This is a genomic window from Chloroflexota bacterium (assembly GCA_034717495.1).
GTDB lineage: Bacteria > Chloroflexota > Anaerolineae > JAAEKA01 > JAAEKA01 > JAYELL01.
Map to the genome: position 1 here is coordinate 34,210 of JAYELL010000100.1, position 18,244 is coordinate 52,453.

Sequence of the window (18,244 nt, forward strand, 5' to 3'; positions counted from 1 at the left end):
GCACGTTCGTTCTGGCAGGTCAAGTCTGCCGCGCCTGCACTAGCGATAGCGCAGCAGGGTATTCTCGTGGATAAGCTGGAACTGCTCCAGGCTGAAGGGATGCCACCCTGCCAGCAGCGCGCCGTAGAGGCTGACGACGATTCCTATCACAATGAGCCCCTTGATTCGCCACGACGTGATACGCAGGCCAGCCAGTGCCATACCCAGAATCAGAACAGGCAGAAAATCGGCTGCGTAACGATAGCCGTACTGGGCGAATCCGGTGTTGGCATAGAACAGAGCGGGCAGGAAAATCAAAGCACTGGACAGCAATGCCGTCCTGGCTGCCGGGGTCCAGGCCCGCAACCATGGCAACATGACCAGTAGCGGCGTGGTAATCAACAGACTGAGCCCTTCCGGGTTGAACAGAATATAAGGCGATTCTGGAACCAGTACCGGCAAGCTGGTAAACGCGGCGTGCAGATTGCGTTCCACGTAAATCGAATTGAACAGTCCCCAGGCTATGACTTCAGAATCGTTTTGCCATCCCAGGTACCGGTAGCCCAACTCCAGGGGATGGTCAAAGCGGGCCCAGTTGTAGACTGCTGACAGGATCAGAATGATGCCCAGCGCCAGCCCGAATTTCAGCAGTGGTTTTCCGACGCCTTCAGTGTCGTCCCCCGAATCCGCCCTGCCCTGCCAAATCTCAACCAGGGCAAAGGGCAGAGCCAGCAGGACGGCACCGCGAGCCAGAAAACCCAGGCCCAGAAACAGGCCGGCCAGTAACGGGAAGCGACCGCGATAGGCAGCCAGCAGGAAGAAACAGACGAACAGGACGGCGACGATCTGGCCGGTGAAGTAAACATTGCTCTTCACCGCCAACGGGGCGAGAACACTTCCGAACGCGAGCAGCGCCACTAACCAGAGGTTTTCTCGTATGCTGTAACCGGTATCGGTTTCGTAGCGCCTGAGGACGAGGAAAAAAAGGGGAAGAATCGTGGCTGACAACAACAGATGTAGCGGTGCGTGGTGAACCCCTCGTCCAAAGGCTGCCACAGCCGGCAGGTAAAGTAGTGCCGGCGCAGGGGGATAGGGGACATAATAGCGTTCTTGAAACGTTGCCAGATCGAGATAGGGCGCGAGTTCCGGGATGATATCCAGATGGCCATCCAGAAAAGCCTCGGCCAGGGCAACGAACTCGTTGGGCGTCTGCTTCACGAGGTTTGGCCATGCCAGGAGTCCGTAGACCAGGAGGCCAACCGCGAAGAGAAGAAGAAGCGTGACTGAGAGTCGCGAAGTCATGACCTGTCGGCATCTGGATGGTTATCCACCTATAACCTCTTTCAGCGCTGCCAGCACCAGGGTCACGTTCCTATGCTGGGAGGAGTAGCCCATCAGGCCGATGCGCCACACCTTGCCCGCCAGAGCGCCCAATCCACCCGCAATCTCGATGTCATAGTCGTTCAAAAGGGATTTGCGCACGGCGGCCTCATCGATACCGTCGGGCAGGCGCACGGTAGTGAGGGTGTGCAGGCGGTTTTCCCTGGGCACGTGCATGCTCATGCCCATTTCCTCCAGCCCGGCCCAAAGCAACTCGGCGTTGCTCTGATGGCGGGAAAAACGGGCGGCCAGTCCCTCCTCATAAACCAAACGCAGGGCCTCGCGCAGGGCATAGTTCATGTTGATCGGGGCAGTGTGGTGGTAGGCGCGCTGGGGTCCCCAGTATTTGCGCACCATGGTCAGATCCAGGTACCAATTGGCAACCTGGGAGCTCCGCTGGTTCAATACATCCTGTGCTCTCGGACTGATCGTAAGCGGTGCCAGGCCGGGCGGGGCACTGAGGGCCTTTTGGCTTCCGCTGTAAACGATGTCCAGGTCATTTGCGTCGACGCCGACTGGCACCCCGGCCAGGGATGCCACCGTATCGACCAGCAGCAGTCCGCCATGGCGATGAACAACATCAGCCATGTCGCCTAACGGTTGGCGGGCACCTGTGGAAGTCTCGCCATGGACAAGGGCAACGATCTTGGCCGGCTTTTTCGCCAGGGCTGCATCGATCTCATCGACAGTGAAAACCTCACCCCATGGCCTTTCGATCCGGGTAATTTCGGCACCATACCGGCCCGCCATGTCACAGAGGCGCTCACCGAAATAGCCGTTTACGCCGATAAGTACCTGATCGCCAGGTTCGATGAAATTGCACAGGGCGGCTTCCATGCCGGCGCTGCCCGTGCCGGAAACTGGTATGGTAAGCTCGTTTTCTGTCTCAAAGACGAAACGCAGAAGATCCTGCACTTCGTTCATGAGGTCGATAAACTGGGGATCCATATGACCCACCAGCGGATAGGAGAGGGCGCTCAGGACGCGGGGATGGACATCGCTGGGCCCTGGTCCGAGAAGGGTTCGAGGGGTGATGTTCAGGTCCGTGTAAGGCATGGGATGCTCCTGGGGGTTGAGATTTGGAATTCAGAGTGCCGGAATGTCAGAGAGTTTCAGAGTGTCAGAATGCCAGAGTAGCGGAGTGTCAGAGTAGCGGATGAGTCTGGTGACCAATAGAATCACTACCTGCCGCCGCCTTCGAGTGTAGCTGAAGACGGTACGGGTGTCAAACCATGCGTTTCCGGGATTTGCCCGGCGACTGCTCGAGCAGTATTCAGAACGTTCGCGCCATGATCTGTTGCCAGCCTGTCGGAAGTTTGGTATACTCGCCATGGGCGTCCTGCCCGATGAAACCACTGGAGAGACTTCGATGTCAACCCTTCTGTTGAAAAACGCCGATCATCTCATCACCATGGATCGGGAACGTCGCCAGATCAGCGATGGCAGTCTTCTGGTGCGTGATAATGTCATCGAGCAGGTGGGACCGGCTGGTGACCTGCCCGGACACGCCGACCGGGTGATCGATGCCCGTGGTATGGTGATCCTCCCCGGGCTGGTCAACACCCATCATCATCTCTACCAGACGCTCACCCGTTGCATCGCCCAGGACGAAGGCTTGTTTAACTGGCTCAGAACCCTCTATCCGATCTGGGAGGACCTGACACCCAAGGCGGTCTATGTTTCAGCCAAGGTGGGTCTGGCTGAACTGCTTCTAAGTGGATGTACAACTTCCAGCGATCACCTGTACCTCTATCCAAATGGCAGCCGGGTCGACGACGAGATCCGTGCTGCTCAGGAGATCGGAATCCGTTTTCATGCCACGCGGGGCTCCATGAGTCTGGGCGAAAGCAAGGGTGGTCTGCCGCCGGACAGCGTGGTCGAGGAAGAGAGTTTCATCCTTCAAGCCTGCCAGAGGGCTATCGAAACCTTCCATGATGCCGATCGCTACGCGATGATACGGATAGCTTTGGCTCCTTGTTCACCCTTTAGCGTTACCCCTGACCTGATGAGGGAAAGCGCCGCGATGGCACGGCAATTCGGCGTTCGGCTGCATACCCATCTGGCTGAGACGCTGGACGAGGAAGCCTTTTGTCTTGAAACTTTTGGTAGAAGACCTGTGGAATATGTCGAGGAGCTGGGCTGGACCGGTGATGATGTCTGGCATGCTCACTGCGTTCATATGAACAGCCAGGAGATAGCGCTCTTTGCCCGTACCGGAACCGGTGTGGCCCATTGCCCTGCCAGCAACATGCGACTTGGCAGCGGCATCGCACCGATAAGGGCATTGAGGGATGCTGGCGCCCCGGTCGGTTTAGGCGTAGATGGTTCAGCCAGTAATGACTCCAGTCATTTACTTGCCGAGGCGCGTCTGGCACTATTGTTACAGAGAGTTCAGGGGGACGCTGGTATTCTCGGTGCCCAGGAAACCCTGGAGATGGCAACCCTGGGAGGAGCGGCTGTTCTGGGCCGGGATGATATCGGCGCGTTGGCGCCAGGTATGGCGGCTGATTTTATCGGTTACGAATTGGAACGCCTGGAGTTCACCGGCGCCCGCCATGATCCCCTGGCGGCGCTGGTTTTCTGCACACCCGTCAATGTGGACCTGTCCGTGGTCAATGGACAAACCCGAGTTGACCAGGGTCAAATCGTGGGCCTGGAAATGCCGGACCTGATACAACGCCACAACGCCATCAGCCGTGCCTTGATTCGGGGAGAGCGAGTACCTGGATGAGCCAGGTTTCGAGTAGTGACCCTTGACCATTCCAACGTCAAACCTCGTTCAGCAGGCTGCCGCAATCATCGAAACTGCCCAACAGATGGTGGTGCTCACCGGAGCAGGCATCAGCAAGGAAAGTGGTATCCCCACCTTTCGTGAAGCGCAGGATGGGCTTTGGGCTCAATATGATCCCGAACGTCTGGCAACCATGCAGGGGTTTCTGTCCAATCCGAGGTTGGTGTGGGAGTGGTATCAATCCCGGCTAACGAAGGTGCGGCATTGTGAACCCAATCCAGGCCATCGAGCCATTGCCGACCTGGAACGACTCCTGCCCGGTGTTGTGGTTGTGACCCAAAACATCGACAGCCTTCATGCCAGGGCTGGCAGCAATGATGTGATCGAACTCCACGGCAACATCGGCCGCTTCAAATGCCTGCATGGACACCTGAATCTATCAATGGACGACCTGGCCGATCAGGCAACGATTCCTCCCCTTTGTCCTCACCCCAAATGCGATGCCATGGTGCGCCCAGACGTCGTATGGTTTGGAGAGATGCTGGATGACGCGGTAATCAATCGGGCGTTCGAGGAAAGCGAGGCCTGTGACGTCATGTTGATCGTCGGTACCAGTGGTGTGGTAACGCCTGCGGCCAATCTGCCCTATTATGCCAAACAATCTGGTGCAGTGATCGTCGAGGTTAACCCTGTGCCCAGCGCACTGACCCACCTGGCCGATGTTTTCCTCGCCGGCCCGGCGGGTGAAATGCTGCCAAACGTGGTAGCGAAGTTGAGCGAAAAATGAATCAATCAATCTTAATCCAACACGGCACCCTGATTACTCCTGGTGGTCCGTTGAACGCCGATATGCGTCTGGCAGATGAGCGAATCCACAGCATTGGTTTGGATCTGGAGCCAGAGCCTGGCGAAGAGGTTATCGATGCCTCCGGATGGGTAGTGTTGCCCGGCATCGTGGATCCCCATACCCACATCCAGCTCGATACTGGCATTTATCAGACGCCCGATGACTGGGATGTAGGCACCCGCACGGCAGCCTGTGGCGGAGTCACTACGGTAATCGACTTCGCTACCCAATTCCCAGGTCAAAATGTGCGGGAGGCCGTGCAGAATCGTCTCGATGAAGCCCATGACATGGCCCACATTGACTATGGGCTGCATGTGATGCTGACTGAGATTCCTGCCAACGATGCCGATCTGGAGGACTGGATGGGAGATCTGGTAGCGTTGGGAACACCGTCGGCCAAGATTTACACCACCTACCGCCCCAATTACTACCAGGATGACGATTCGTTGCTTCGGGTGTTCCAGGCAGCTGCACGGCAAGGGGTCATTGTCATGGTTCATTGCGAAAACGATGATCTGGTCACAGCTGCTACCTCGCGGCGGCTGTCTGAAGGCAAGACAGCCCTGGCATTTCATGGTGAGGCGCGACCTGCACTGGCTGAGGTCGAGGCAGTCAATCGTTGCCTGTTGCTGGCAAAAGAGGCCAACTGCCCTTTGTACGTGGTGCATTGCTCCGTCGGGCGCTCGGTTCTGTTGATCGACGCTGCCCGACAGGCCGGCCAGGTAGCGTATGCTGAGACCTGCCCCCAATATTTGCTGTTGGATGAAAGCGCCTATCGTGGAGACCATCCCGAATGGGCAATCATGCAACCGCCGCTGCGGCAGGCTGATCAACGTGAGACACTTTGGCAGTTGATTGAGGGCGGCAAAGTGAGCAGCATTGGCACCGACCACTGTGATTACACCCTTCAACAGAAGGTTGGGCTTCAACCTCTTGAGCAACCTGACGTGCAAAAAGCGCTGGTCGCACTCACAGACGATGAACGGGAAATGGTCACCCTGCGGGCTGGACTGCGCGATGGCTGGCGGCGAGAGTGGACTGAGGTGGCTCGATCGATGGGTCGATCACGCGATGCCGTACGTCGCATGGAGACCGACGCCATTCGTTGCCTTCAGGACGCCGATGGTGCTCTGGAGGCCATTCGGGTGGCAACCGAACTCAACGGTCATCCCCGGCTATCCTTTTCCGAAACCCCGGGCGGCATCCCCGGTCTGGAGACCTCTTTGCCATTGCTGGCAACCTACGGAGTGGCCGCAGGCCGGTTGTCATGGACCCAACTGGCGCGGCTGATGGCCACAAATCCTGCCAGGCTGTTTGGCTTGTTTCCCCGCAAAGGTGCCTTGATACCGGGCGCCGACGCCGATGTAGTGATATTTGACCCTGGCGTTCAGTGGACAGTCAAGGCCGGCGATCTGCATAATATCGCCGGGTATACCCCGTACGAAGAGCGGCGTCTTCAGGGGCGTGTGCGTACAACGATCAGTCGCGGCAAGATCGTTTTTCGTGGCGGTGAATTCAGGGGCGAACAGGGCTGGGGTCAGTTTGTAGAGGGACGGATTTCCGGGGGCAAGGCTGGGCTCGGGGAATCTGGCCTGTAGCAGAGGAATCACCTCAATTTAACAGAAGGTCAATTTTTGCCTCTTGACTCTAACGTTACGTCATGGTGTATGATGAGTGCACAGGAGAAAAAGCGTGACAGTCTACACCGTTCGCCGGTTGGCAAGCCTGGCAGGGATAAGCGTCCGGACGCTACACCATTACGACCATATCGGACTGCTGAAGCCGTCCGATCGTACAGCCGCTGGCTACAGGCTTTACGCCGAAGAGGATCTGCTGCGGCTGCAACAGGTCCTCTTCTTCAAAGAGCTTGATATGCCGTTGGCGGAGATTCGAGATATCCTTGACAGCCCGGGATTCGATCGGGTCGAGGCTCTCGATCATCACCGGCAACTGTTACAGCAGCGAATGGTGCGACTGAATCGCCTCCTGAATACGATCGACAAGACGATCAATAAGCTTACGGAGGATACCATGACGCTGACAGATGAAGAGCTGTACGAGGGTTTTTCCAGGGAACAGATCGAGCGTTACAAGCGTGAGGCTCAGGAACGCTATGATCCTGAACTGGTGCAGGAGTCTCAACGCCGTGTGAGCGAGATGTCGAGGGATCAGTGGAAAGCCACACAACAGGAAAGCGAAGACGTCGCCCGGGCCCTGGCGGATCTGGCCGATCAGGACCCAGCGGCACCCGAGGTACAGGCGCTTATCGTCCGCCACCATGCCTGGATCGAGGTGTTCTATCCCTGCTCAGCCGACGTCTACCGCGGCCTGGGGATGCTCTATGTGCAAAACGAGGAGTTCAGGGCATTCTACGACAAGTACCGGCCTGGATTGGCCGATTTCATGCAGGCGGCCATGACGGTCTATGCTGATGCGGTGTTGGAGGAGATGGCGGAGTGACCTACCGGGCGATATGGGCAAGCTCATCTCTCAGTAAAACCCTCTCGTCGCGATACCCGCAAGGGCATGAATGGCGGCACCAATATCTCGCCTGGCAACCGTGACCTCATTGCCGCCATTCATGTCCAAACCATGGACCCCTGCTCATCGTTGGGATCCTGTGGCACCAGGCGAACTCAAGAGGTCAAATCGATCTTGCCGAGGTGCCCGCCCTTCAGTCGCACCTTGGTGGCCTCGTAGCCGTTGACAACCCATCCCCACCATGATATAGTGCGGTCATTCGCTGCAATCTGGCAGGCGTCCCGTTTTCAGTCATCTGTTTCGCGAGGAGAAACGCTTGTTCCAAGACCTTCATGTTATCGATTTCCATTCCCATTTCCCCACCTCGCGGCCATGGTTCGCGGGCATGAGCAACTGGCAGCAGGAGTACGTCGAACGTGTTGGCGAACGACGGGCTGCCATCGCCAAAGGGTATGCCATGGACTACAACCGCGATTGGCGCCTGGCCTGGGATTTCCCATTGCCCGAAAAGCAGCACCCGGGCGATGAGGAACAGGCCGATCGTTGGGCTGCCGAGGTGGATCGCTACGGGCTACGGGCTGTGGGCTTCGTTTCCGGCGGCGGCAACGATCACCTGGCCGGGATAGTGGCCCGTCATCCCGATAAGTTCATCGGCTTCGCCCACCATAGCCCTTTCTCGGAAAACGCCGCTGCCGAGCTTGAGCGATCTGTAAAGGAACTCGGGCTGCGGGGCTACAAGCTATTGGCGCCAGCCATCCAGGAACCCATCGAAGGTGAGGCTGCCTTTCCCGTCTGGGAGAAATGCGCCGAGCTGGACATCCCCGTATTGATCCACTTTGGCGTCATGGGCAGCGGCGGCGGCATCGCCTGGCACGAGAACATCAACCCCCTGAAGCTTCACAACGTGGCCAAGCTCTTTCCAGATGTCACCTTCGTCGTGCCTCACTTCGGCTGTGCCTGGTTGCGCGAGACCCTGCAACTCTGTTGGGCCTGCGCCAACGTCTGCATTGACACCTCCGGCTCTAACCAGTGGATCCGCTGGGTGCCAGGTGAGCTCACCGTCAAGGAGTTATTCCGCAAGTACGTAGAGACGGTGGGCGCCGAGCGCATCATCTTCGGCAGCGATTCGAGTTGGTTTCCCCGGGGCTTTGCCATCCGCTATCTGCAGGATCAAATCCGTGACTGCCGCAATCTGGGACTGACCCACGAGCAGTTGCAACTCATTTTTGGCGGCAACGCCGCCAGGCTTTTTAAGATCGACCTGAACGGCTCGTAAATCGTGCCAGCGCAGCAATTTCTGTCCCGGCTTTCCCCCCTACTCGTCCTTGCCCGGCCGGGTCAGAATTGTCAACGACGGTTTTTTTCTCCAACCTCAAACTGGCAACCGGTCAGTTTCCTCAACGCAGGCACCTGCCTGCTCGTTCAATTCTCCCAAGGAGGAGTGTTACCATGCGAAAGCAAAGACTTCTAGCGTTGTTTGCCATTGTCCTGACGGCAAGCCTGGTCCTCACGGCCTGCGCTGTGCCTGCTGCGCCACCTCAGATCCAGACGGTCGAGGTCACCAGGGAAGTCGAGGTGGAAAAGATCGTCGAAGTGCCGGCCGAAGACGAGATTGTGACTATTGAGTACTGGCAGTACTTCTTCGACCCGCGCGTCGACGCCATGAACCGGCTCATCCAGCAGTTCGAGGCCGAGAATCCGGATGTGCGCGTGGTCCACAACAGCGACATCCCTTACGGTGACTACCGAGACAAGATCGCAGCGTCGGTCCCTGCCGGTGTCGGCCCCGACGTCGCCACTCTCTTCTATGGCTGGCTGCCGGTCTGGTTGGATGCTGGCTATCTGGTGCCACTGCCAGAGAGCGAGTTCCCGCCCGCGGACATTGAAGCCGACTTCAGCCCCATGGTGCAGGCAGGCAAGTTCGACGGCAAGTACTGGACTCTGCCCACGGCCGTTCGTACCCTGGCCCTGTTCTGGAACAAGGACCTGGTCGCTGCAGCCGGGCTTGACCCCGAGAAAGCACCGGAGACACTCGATGAGTTGGTCGAGATGGCCAAACAATGCACCCAACTGGACGAAAACGGTGATTTCGCGGTCCAGGGTTACACGGTGGAGATGGATGGTCAGGATCATCACTGGTTCCGTGAGGTGCTGTTGCGCCAGTATGGTGTACAGCCCCAGAGCGATGACTTCCACACCATCCAGTGGAACAGCTCGCCCGAAGGCTACGAAGCGTGGCAATTCCTGCTGGACTTCCCAACGGTCCACAAGACAGGTGACAATACCCTGTTCGACGGTGCTACTCAGGCGTTCCTCAATGGCAAGGTCTGCTACCACATTGACGGCTCCTTCCGTCTGGGCAGCATCGCCAAAAACGCGCCCGACATGAACTTCGGCGTGGCTGAGTTGCCGGTGGGCCCCAACGGCGAAAAGCATACCTTTGGCTCCTATTGGACCCATGGTCTGACCAAGAAGGCCGCCGAAGACCCGAAACAGATGGACGCGGCCATCCGCTTCCTCAAGTTCATCACCACCCCGGAGGCGGGCACGCTCTGGGTCAACAAGGTGGGTGAGCTGCCGGCCCAACTGGCGGCCCTGGAGAACGAGGAACTGCTCGCCGACCCCAACCTGGGCGCCTTTGCCCGCGGCCTGCCCTACGCCCATGCCACCTTCTTCGTCAACGAATCCAACGACCGCCAGGCGCTGATCGACGCTTACGATATGGTCGTGCTGACCGACGAGGACCCGGCAGTGGCTCTCGACACAGCGGTGGAAGCGGTGCAGGCCGAGTTCGACGAGTTCTGGGCCGAACGCTGATCTATTGAACTGAACCGCAGGACTGGCATTCCTTCCGCCCGATCTACGGACACCAAGTGCCAGTCCTCCATGCACCCAAGGCAAAGCCTGGCCATAACCAGTGATAAAAGCCGACCGAGCAAGCGGAGTCGAAACTTTAGCCGGTCTTGCTCGGTCGGCATCGTTCGGCGTGCTGCGCAACCCTTGGCAGAGGGCAAAGCACAGACCAGCCTGAGTCTGCTGTACCGGAATGCGGCTAAAGCCTCGACTCCAAGCCACTCAGGACTCAATTAGGCGTTTATGAGTCAGATTCTTGCACACTGGGCAAGAAGATTAGCCACGAACCTAACAAGGATGTACCGCAGCGCTGTCCTGCCCACTCCGGGGCACCTAACGGTGAGCGCAGTCGAAGGGCGCTGAATGAACCGCAGATGACGCAGATGATCGCAGATCAATCAAAAAAAAGAGCAGCGAGAATCTGCGCCGAAGGTCTGCGCAATCAGCGTTCCTCTGGCTTGTCCAGGTCAGGGACAGCCAGTCCTTGACAGCCATTGATAACCGCTACGAGAATCCATGCCAAAACTAACCCTTCGCCGGCGGCGTATACTGTGGGCCTATGCCTTTTTGTTGATTCCACTGGTTTTCTTTTTGTGGATTCGCATCTATCCCACGCTGTCCGCCTTCAACATCAGCTTGCGGGAGTGGAACATCCTGGCGGAGGAGAAGCCCTGGGTGGGCCTGGCCAATTATGCCAAGATATTCGAGGAACTGGGCAATTCCAGGAGCGTTACCCACAAGGCGTTTGTAAATACATTTCTCTACGTGCTGATCGGTATGCCGGCCCAACTCATAATTGCTCTGGGCGTAGCCTTGATGCTGGACCGCATCCGGCGGGCCGTGGGTTTCTTTCGGGCAGCCTATTTCATTCCCTTTGTCACCTCGGCAGTGGCGGTAGCCTGGGTCTGGCGCTGGCTCTACCAGCCCAAATTCGGTCCCATCAATGTTCTGTTGAAATCAGTGGGACTACCCGATCAGCCCTTTCTGGCCAGTCCCGACCAGGCGCTGGTTTCCATTGCAGCCGTGGTAGTGTGGCAGGGGTTGGGCTTTGCAATCATCATTTTCCTGGCCGGTCTGCAGCAGATACCTCAGACACTGTACGAGGCCGCCAGGATCGACGGCGCCAATGGCCGGCAGGAGTTTCGCTACATCACCCTGCCCATGCTGAACACTTCCATTGTCTACCTGGCGGTGTTGCAGACCATCAGCTTCCTGCGCATGTTTGCCCACGTTATCAACATGACCAGGCAGGGATCTGGCGGCCCGCTCAACAGCACGGTAACGGTGGTGCTGCACGTTTACCGCTCGGGATTCAGCAGCTACAAAATGGGCTATGCCTCAGCTCTGACCGTACTGTTGTTTCTCGTCATTCTGATCATTACCGTTGTGCAATTGCGCGTTCTGCAGCGGCGCGTTGACTACTAACCCATGACACTAGCAAGCGAAGAGACGGTGGTACAGGATCCCACGGTACTGACAACCCGGCGGGGTGAACGGCGTCCAGGCAGTTGGCTCGGTCAGGCTTTGACCTACCTGCTGCTGATCCTGGGGGCCACCATCATGATTATCCCCTTCATCTGGATGGTGGCTACCTCGCTTAAACCAGGCAGCGAGATTCTCAAATACACCTTCCTTCCTCAGGAACCGACCCTGCAGAACTACCAGGAGGTTCTCTTCGGGACCCGCTTTCCCACCTGGTACATCAATAGCATCATCGTGGCCATCATCAGCACCACCAGCGTAGTCATCTTCGATAGCCTGGCCGGCTACACCTTTGCCAAGTTCGAGTTTCCCCTCAAAAACCTCTGGTTCATTCTCATCCTGAGCACCCTGATGGTACCCACCGAGATGTTGATCATCCCCTGGTTTCAGATGGCGGTGAAATATGGATGGAACGATACCTTCTGGGGTATCGCTTTTCCCGGCGTCATCACCGCGGCCGGGCTATTCCTCATGCGCCAGTTCATGCAAGGTGTGCCCGATGAACTGATGGACGCGGCTCGCATCGACGGCATGAATGAGCTTGGCATCTTCTTGCGGATAGCCGTGCCGTTAGTCAAGCCAGCCATTGCTGCCCTGGCCATCTTCAACTTCCTGGGCAACTGGAATGCCTACATCTGGCCCCTCATCGTGGCCAGCACGCAGGCCAAATTCACCCTGCCTGTGGGTCTGGCATTTTTCTCCGGCGAGTCCGGCTCCGATTGGGAGTTGATCATGACCGGCGCTACCCTGGCCACGATACCCCTGTTGATCGTGTTCATGATCTTCCAGCGCCAGATTATCCGTGGCATTGCGCTCACGGGCTTGAAGGGATGATTCGTGTCTGACCACAGCTTTCCCCACCCGGCCTATTCCCGCCATGTGCTGCAGCCGGCTTACGCCGACGCCCAAAATCACTTATACCAACCCATGCTGGATGCCAACCGCGCCCACGCCGTCATGTTGTACGAAGCTGGTATCATCGACCTGGCCTGTACTCGGGGGCTGTTGGTCGCGCTGAACCAGGTCGAGGTCGAGGGCCTGGAGGCGCTGGCCTACCAACCAGGCGTGGAGGATCTTTTCTTTCGCATCGAGAACCGTCTGGTTGAGTTGACCGGTCCCGACATCGGCGGCAACCTGCAACTGGGTCGAAGCCGCAACGACCTCGGTCAGGCCCTGGCCCGCATGGCGTTGCGACCCATGCTCCTGGCGGTGCTACGCCGGTTGAATACGTTTCGCTCTACACTGCTCGACCTGGCTCGCCGACACGTACACACGGTCATGCCGGGCTATACCCACACCCAGCCGGCCCAACCTACCACTTTTTCTCATTATCTGGCCGGCGTGTTGAGTTCGCTGGAGCGAGACGCTCGCAGGCTGCGCGCCGCTTACGATACGCTCAATCTTTGCCCGCTGGGCGCCGCCGCCTTCACCGGCAGCGGTTTTCCGCTCAATCGGCAGCGGACGGCGGCACTGTTGGGCTTTGCTGGCCCACTGGTCAGCAGCCATGACTGCATCGGTGCCTCTGACAACTTGACCGAGACTGCCGGTGCCCTGGCAACCATGGCCGTGAACCTCTCCCGTGTTACCCACGACATGCTCTTTTGGGCAACGAAGGAGAGCGGCACCATTTACATCGACGACAGCTTTATTCAGATATCCTCCATAATGCCACAGAAACGCAACCCGGTGGTGTTGGAGCATCTGCGCGCCCGCCTGAGCAGACTGCAGGGAGACTGTCAGACAGTGTTCAACCAGTGTCAGAAGATTCCTTTTGGCGATACCCAGGACATCGAGGACGAGATATGGCCGCCCATCAGCCAGGCGCTGAGTACCGCCGATGATGTGCTGGAGTTGTACGAAGCTGTCTTCTCCACGTTGGAACTGAATAGCGATCATCTTCTAACTCGCGCTGCAAGGGGTTTCACGACGGCTACCGAACTGGCTGACACATTGGTGAGGGAGGCTGATTTACCTTTCCGCACAGCCCACGCCATCGTGGCTCGCCTGGTCGCTCGTGCCTACGCCGAAGACCTGGCGCCGGGCGATATCAACCAGGCCCTGTTGGATGAGGTCGCTGTCGATGTGATCGGGCGGCCCCTTGGATTGGATGATGATGCGGTCAGCCGCGCGCTGGATCCAGAGCATTTCGTGGCCGTGCGCCAGACGTTGGGCGGCGCCGCGCCGGAGGCAACGGCTACCCTGCTTGCCCGGCAGAATGACGCTTTGCAGGACGACCAGAGCTGGCTGGATAGAGAGTCGGCTCGCCTGACCACAGCACAGGATATCCTGCTTGCTCGATCGGCTGAACTCGTGAGGTAGAAACCAATGAAAACCACAAAAGATGTCATTGTCATTGGCGGCGGCGTGATGGGCACCAGTATCGCTTACCAGCTTGCCAGCAGGGGTATGGACGTTATTCTCCTGGAGAAGTCCTTTCTTGGGGCCGGCTCCAGCGGTCGCTCCAGCGCCATTATCCGCCAGCATTATTCCAACGAAACCACTGCCCGCATGGCCCGCCACAGCCTGGAGGTCTTCCAGAACTTCGGCGAGATCATCGGGGGCAATGTAGATTTCGAAAAAACCGGCATGCTGTTCATTACGCCGGCCGATGACCAGGCGGGAATGGAGAGCAACGTGCTCATGCAGCGCCGTGTGGGCATCGACACCAGGGTACTCAGCGGCGCCGAACTGAAGGAGTTACAGCCACAGATTGCTGGCTGGCAGGATGTGGTGGCCGCCTGGGAGCCCGAGGCAGGACACTGCGATCCAGCTGGCACAGTGAATGCTTTTGCTGCGGCGGCCAAACGCAAAGGAGCCTCTATTCGCCAGGGCGTGGAGGTTCTGGGCATCAACATGGCCGGCGGTCGAGTGCAAGGGGTCACTACCTCGGGGGGTGAAATAACAGCTCCCGTCGTGGTCAACGCGGCCGGCCCCTGGGCCAGGCCCGTGGCACAGAATGTGGGTGTGGACATTCCGGCGTACGCTTGCCGGGTACAGGTAAGCCTGTTGGGCTGGCCGGAGGGGTTTCAACCCCATCCCATCGTGGCCGACTTCGTTAACGTGATCTACTTCCGGCCAGAGACCGGCCGCCAGACCCTCATCGGTTCCATCGATCCGGCCGAGGCCAATGATCGCGTCAACCCTGATCGCTTCAACGAGGGTGTGGACTTCGGGTTTGTGCTGGACAGCGCTGAGCGCGCCGTGCAGCGTTATCCGGCTCTGGAAGCAGCTGAGAGCCGGGGCGGATTCGCTTCACTCTACACGATCACCCCTGACTGGCACCCTATCCTGGATGAGGTGCCCGCCGGCAGTGGCTGCTTTTTGGCCTGCGGCTTCAGCGGTCACGGCTTCAAACTGGCCCCGGCCATCGGTGAAATGGCAGCCGATCTTGTAACTGGCGAGGCCCGTAGCGGTTTCGACCTGGAGTTGTTCCGCCTGGACCGGTTTGCGACGAGTAAGCCAGTGCGCGGGCAGTATGAATACAGTATCATTGGGTAACTACTCAGGTGCGACGCACTTGGTCCACAGAATCAAGCCGACCTTGAATTTAAGTCCGATAGCGACACCATTGGAGCCATCTGAGCAAGTGCGTTGCACCTTATGCCTGAGCAGTTCCATCGTTGGTTAGACAAGGTCCATTGTCGCGTAACTGGCAGCGAAGTTAATCCTGGACGGCCATCAGGAAAGTTTTTCCGGCGCCAACAAAGCCAGTCCATCGGGATCCACTGACAGGCTGAGTTTACCACCTAACGGCGGCAGGTCATCAGCCATTGCGCCCGGAAGCTCAAATTCCAGCCAGGTGCCGCTGGCCTGGCCCACTGCAATCTTGACCTGGCTGCCCCGGAAGGAGACGTTCAAAAGCCGTCCGTGGATGACGTTCTCTGCCCCCGCTTCCTCCTCGCCCGGTAACAGCAGGGTGGCAGCGTCAGGCCGGACAACCAGTGTTGCCGCCTCGCCTGGAAACACAGGATGGGCACACTGGCGGCAACGCAAGGTCCCAAGAGAAGTAACCACCTCGGGCACAGGGCCATCACCCTGGATCTGGGCAGATATGAGATTGCGCATCCCCAAAAAACGCGCAACGAATTCGTTGGCCGGTTGGCGATAAACTGTCAGCGGCGGCCCCTGCTGTTCGATCCGACCGGCATTGAGAATGATGACCCGATCCGATATGGCAAAAGCCTCCTGCTGATCGTGGGTCACATACAGGGCAGTGACCCCGACCAGTTTGAGGATTCGGCGCAAGTCAAACATCAGATCTTCCCGGAGGGTTCGGTCCAGGGACCCCAGGGGTTCATCCAGCATCAACAGGGTGGGATTGGGCGCCAGGCTGCGGGCAAGGGCAACGCGCTGCTGTTGCCCCCCGGAAAGCTCATGGATCTTGCGATCGCCGTAACCACCCAGATCAACCAGGTCCAGCACCTCGTCAACCCGCCCCTGAATCTTCGCTGGATCCTGCCCTTCCATTCGCAGCCCGAAGGCCACGTTTCCAAAGACATCTTTATGGGGAAACAGCGCGAAGTCCTGGAACATGAGGCCAAACCCGCGCTCGTGAACGGCAACCGTTGCCATATCCTGGCCATCAAAAACGACCCGACCCGCGTCGAGCGTCTCCAGGCCGGCCACGATACGCAGAAGCGTGGTCTTGCCACAGCCGGACGGCCCCAAAAGGCACACGATTTCACCAGAGTCGGCGCCAAAGGAGACATCCTGCAGCACCGGCGTGTCACCAAAGGATTTGCTCACGTCAAAGACGTTCAGGTCCGCCATCAGAACTCCCCGATATCACCGATCCGAAAACGCTCGATGAACAGTAACCCCACTGCACAGACCAGCATCAACACCGTGCTCATTGCCAGGGCTCGCCCATAGTTGAGCATACCCGGCTGGCCCAAAGCCCGGTAAATGGCCACCGACATGGTAGGAAATTCAGGGCGGTAGATCAGCAGGGTTGCGCCAAATTCTCCCATGCTCACCGTGAAAGCAAAAACAGCTGCCACGAGAAGAGCCCGCCCGATAATCGGTAAATCGATCTCCCGCAACACCCTGGTCGGCGACGCGCCCAGAACGGCTGCGCCCTCTCGAAGCCGGGGATTCAGGCCCCTCAACGCAGGCAAAACGCTGCGCACTACGAAAGGCATAGCAATCAAGGTGTGTGCAATTGGCACCAGCAGCAGGGATGTGCGCAGGTCCAGCGGGGGTTCGTCCAAAGCAATGATATAGCCGAAACCCAATGTGACCGCCGAAGTCCCCAGGGGTAACAGAAACAAGGGATCGAGCCAGCCAACCAGGCGGCTATCCTTTCGATCGGGACCGGCCAGTAAGTAGGCACTGATCAGCCCAAGAGCCAGGGATATCACCACCACGACGAAAGCGATCAGCAAGGAATTTCGAATTGCCTGAATGGGGGCTACAAAAAAAATGTCCTGGGTGGGGTTTTCCGTCAATGCCTGATAGTAACGCAAGGTCGGCGGCCCATCCCCGAGAGTCACGGAACGGACTGCCAGGGCAAGCAGCGGGATCATTACCACAATCAGCAGCAGGGTGTTGACTACCCCAACAACCAGCCACTGCCGCCAGTTTGCCGGGCGCCGGGCCGTGCTGGATTGGGGTCGCATGTTGAGAGGTATCGAAGCCCGAGCCTGGATTCGGGTGTAGACGACCATCACGATAAAGGTAAATCCCAGCTGGACCAGCGACAGGACCGCTGCCAAAGGCAAGTTAAAGAAATTCACCGCCTGCCGGTAGATTTCCACCTCCAGCGTGGCATACCGGGGGCCACCCAGGATCAAAACAACCCCAAAACTGGTGAAACAGAACAGGAAGACCAGCAAAGACGCCGCCACGATCGCCGGCATCAGAAGAGGAAAGGTAATCTCCCACATCACCCGCCAGCGATTTGCCCCCAACACGGCTGCCGCCTCGCTCATTCGAGGATCCAGGTTTGCCCAGAAGCCACCAACGATGCGCACCACTACGGTAGCATTGTAGAACGCGTGAACCAACAGGATTATCCATACGGTGTACAACAGGCTAACCGGCGGTTCCGGCAGCCCGAAGGCCGTCATCAGCCATTCGTTGATAAATCCCCGCGGCCCCAGCAGCGTCGTGAAGGCCGTCGCCGCGACCACCGTTGGAATCACAAAAGGGATCGTTGTAAGGGCACGAATCAGGCTCTTTCCAGGAAAGGCGTAACGAGCAAAGACGTAGGCCGCCGGCATACCCAGCAGCAGGGTCAGTGCGGTCGAAGCCAATGCCTGCCAGGTAGTGAACCATAGCGCCCGGCCGACATAGGGACTGAAGATCATATCGAACAGTGCCCCCAGGTCCAGTTGCCCATCCGGTGCGAGGCTCATCCCCAGGATGCTGGCAAGGGGATAGAAGTAGAAGATCAGCAGAAAGGCCAGGGGAAGAAGATAGATCAGACTGCGAGCACGGGCCAGTTGAGCGCTCATGATTTTTGCACTGCCTGTTTAACCAATTGGGCGATA

14 protein-coding genes are annotated in these 18,244 nt (G+C 58.2%); 10 read left to right on the forward strand and 4 right to left on the reverse strand.

Features of this window, described 5'->3' with window-relative positions; translation table 11 throughout:
* Positions 1–39 precede the first annotated feature (39 nt).
* Together U9R25_17700 and U9R25_17705 are read right to left on the reverse strand one after the other, a co-directional pair.
* Positions 40–1,281 (reverse strand): hypothetical protein, encoded by a 1,242-nt coding sequence (locus tag U9R25_17700; GenBank protein MEA3337733.1) that lies wholly within the window; start codon positions 1,279–1,281, stop codon positions 40–42.
* A 21-nt stretch (positions 1,282–1,302) separates the two neighbouring features.
* A complete protein-coding gene (locus tag U9R25_17705; GenBank protein ID MEA3337734.1) occupies positions 1,303–2,415 on the reverse strand; it encodes an alanine--glyoxylate aminotransferase family protein in 1,113 nt (370 codons plus the stop codon).
* A gap of 313 nt (positions 2,416–2,728) precedes the next feature.
* Between U9R25_17705 and U9R25_17710 the strand changes: the two genes are divergently transcribed.
* The 10 genes from U9R25_17710 to U9R25_17755 all read left to right on the forward strand — a co-directional run bounded on the left by U9R25_17710 (position 2,729) and on the right by U9R25_17755 (position 15,251).
* Positions 2,729–4,090, forward strand: coding sequence for an 8-oxoguanine deaminase (locus U9R25_17710; GenBank protein MEA3337735.1), 1,362 nt, complete (start codon positions 2,729–2,731; stop codon positions 4,088–4,090).
* 22 nt (positions 4,091–4,112) lie between these two features.
* Positions 4,113–4,877, forward strand: coding sequence for an NAD-dependent deacylase (locus U9R25_17715; protein ID MEA3337736.1), 765 nt, complete (start codon positions 4,113–4,115; stop codon positions 4,875–4,877).
* Positions 4,874–6,535, forward strand: coding sequence for an amidohydrolase family protein (locus U9R25_17720; protein MEA3337737.1), 1,662 nt, complete (start codon positions 4,874–4,876; stop codon positions 6,533–6,535). Before U9R25_17715 ends, U9R25_17720 begins: the two co-directional genes overlap by 4 nt.
* Positions 6,536–6,629: 94 nt before the next feature.
* Complete coding sequence (locus U9R25_17725) at positions 6,630–7,397, forward strand: MerR family transcriptional regulator (GenBank protein MEA3337738.1); 768 nt, start codon at positions 6,630–6,632, stop codon at positions 7,395–7,397.
* Between the two features lie 337 nt (positions 7,398–7,734).
* Positions 7,735–8,694, forward strand: a complete 960-nt coding sequence (locus tag U9R25_17730) for an amidohydrolase family protein (GenBank protein MEA3337739.1) — start codon at positions 7,735–7,737, stop codon at positions 8,692–8,694.
* 173 nt (positions 8,695–8,867) lie between these two features.
* The gene (locus tag U9R25_17735) at positions 8,868–10,235 is read left to right on the forward strand and encodes an extracellular solute-binding protein (GenBank protein ID MEA3337740.1); all 1,368 of its coding nucleotides are present in this window, start codon (positions 8,868–8,870) and stop codon (positions 10,233–10,235) included.
* A 552-nt stretch (positions 10,236–10,787) separates the two neighbouring features.
* The gene (locus U9R25_17740; protein MEA3337741.1) at positions 10,788–11,696 is read left to right on the forward strand and encodes a sugar ABC transporter permease; all 909 of its coding nucleotides are present in this window, start codon (positions 10,788–10,790) and stop codon (positions 11,694–11,696) included.
* A 3-nt stretch (positions 11,697–11,699) separates the two neighbouring features.
* A complete protein-coding gene (locus tag U9R25_17745) occupies positions 11,700–12,587 on the forward strand; it encodes a carbohydrate ABC transporter permease (GenBank protein MEA3337742.1) in 888 nt (295 codons plus the stop codon).
* A 3-nt stretch (positions 12,588–12,590) separates the two neighbouring features.
* Positions 12,591–14,072 carry an argininosuccinate lyase gene (argH, locus tag U9R25_17750; protein MEA3337743.1) on the forward strand — a complete coding sequence of 494 codons (1,482 nt, stop codon included), beginning with the start codon at positions 12,591–12,593 and terminating at the stop codon, positions 14,070–14,072.
* A 6-nt stretch (positions 14,073–14,078) separates the two neighbouring features.
* On the forward strand, positions 14,079–15,251 hold the full coding sequence (locus tag U9R25_17755; protein MEA3337744.1) for an FAD-dependent oxidoreductase: 1,173 nt from the start codon (positions 14,079–14,081) through the stop codon (positions 15,249–15,251).
* A gap of 180 nt (positions 15,252–15,431) precedes the next feature.
* Here U9R25_17755 and U9R25_17760 read toward each other — a convergent pair whose 3' ends face one another.
* Both U9R25_17760 and U9R25_17765 read right to left on the reverse strand, forming a co-directional pair.
* Positions 15,432–16,523 (reverse strand): ABC transporter ATP-binding protein, encoded by a 1,092-nt coding sequence (locus U9R25_17760; GenBank protein MEA3337745.1) that lies wholly within the window; start codon positions 16,521–16,523, stop codon positions 15,432–15,434.
* Entirely contained in the window at positions 16,523–18,208 is a 1,686-nt protein-coding gene (locus tag U9R25_17765) for an iron ABC transporter permease (protein MEA3337746.1), read from the reverse strand. Before U9R25_17765 ends, U9R25_17760 begins: the two co-directional genes overlap by 1 nt.
* Between the last annotated feature and the right edge of the window lie 36 nt (positions 18,209–18,244).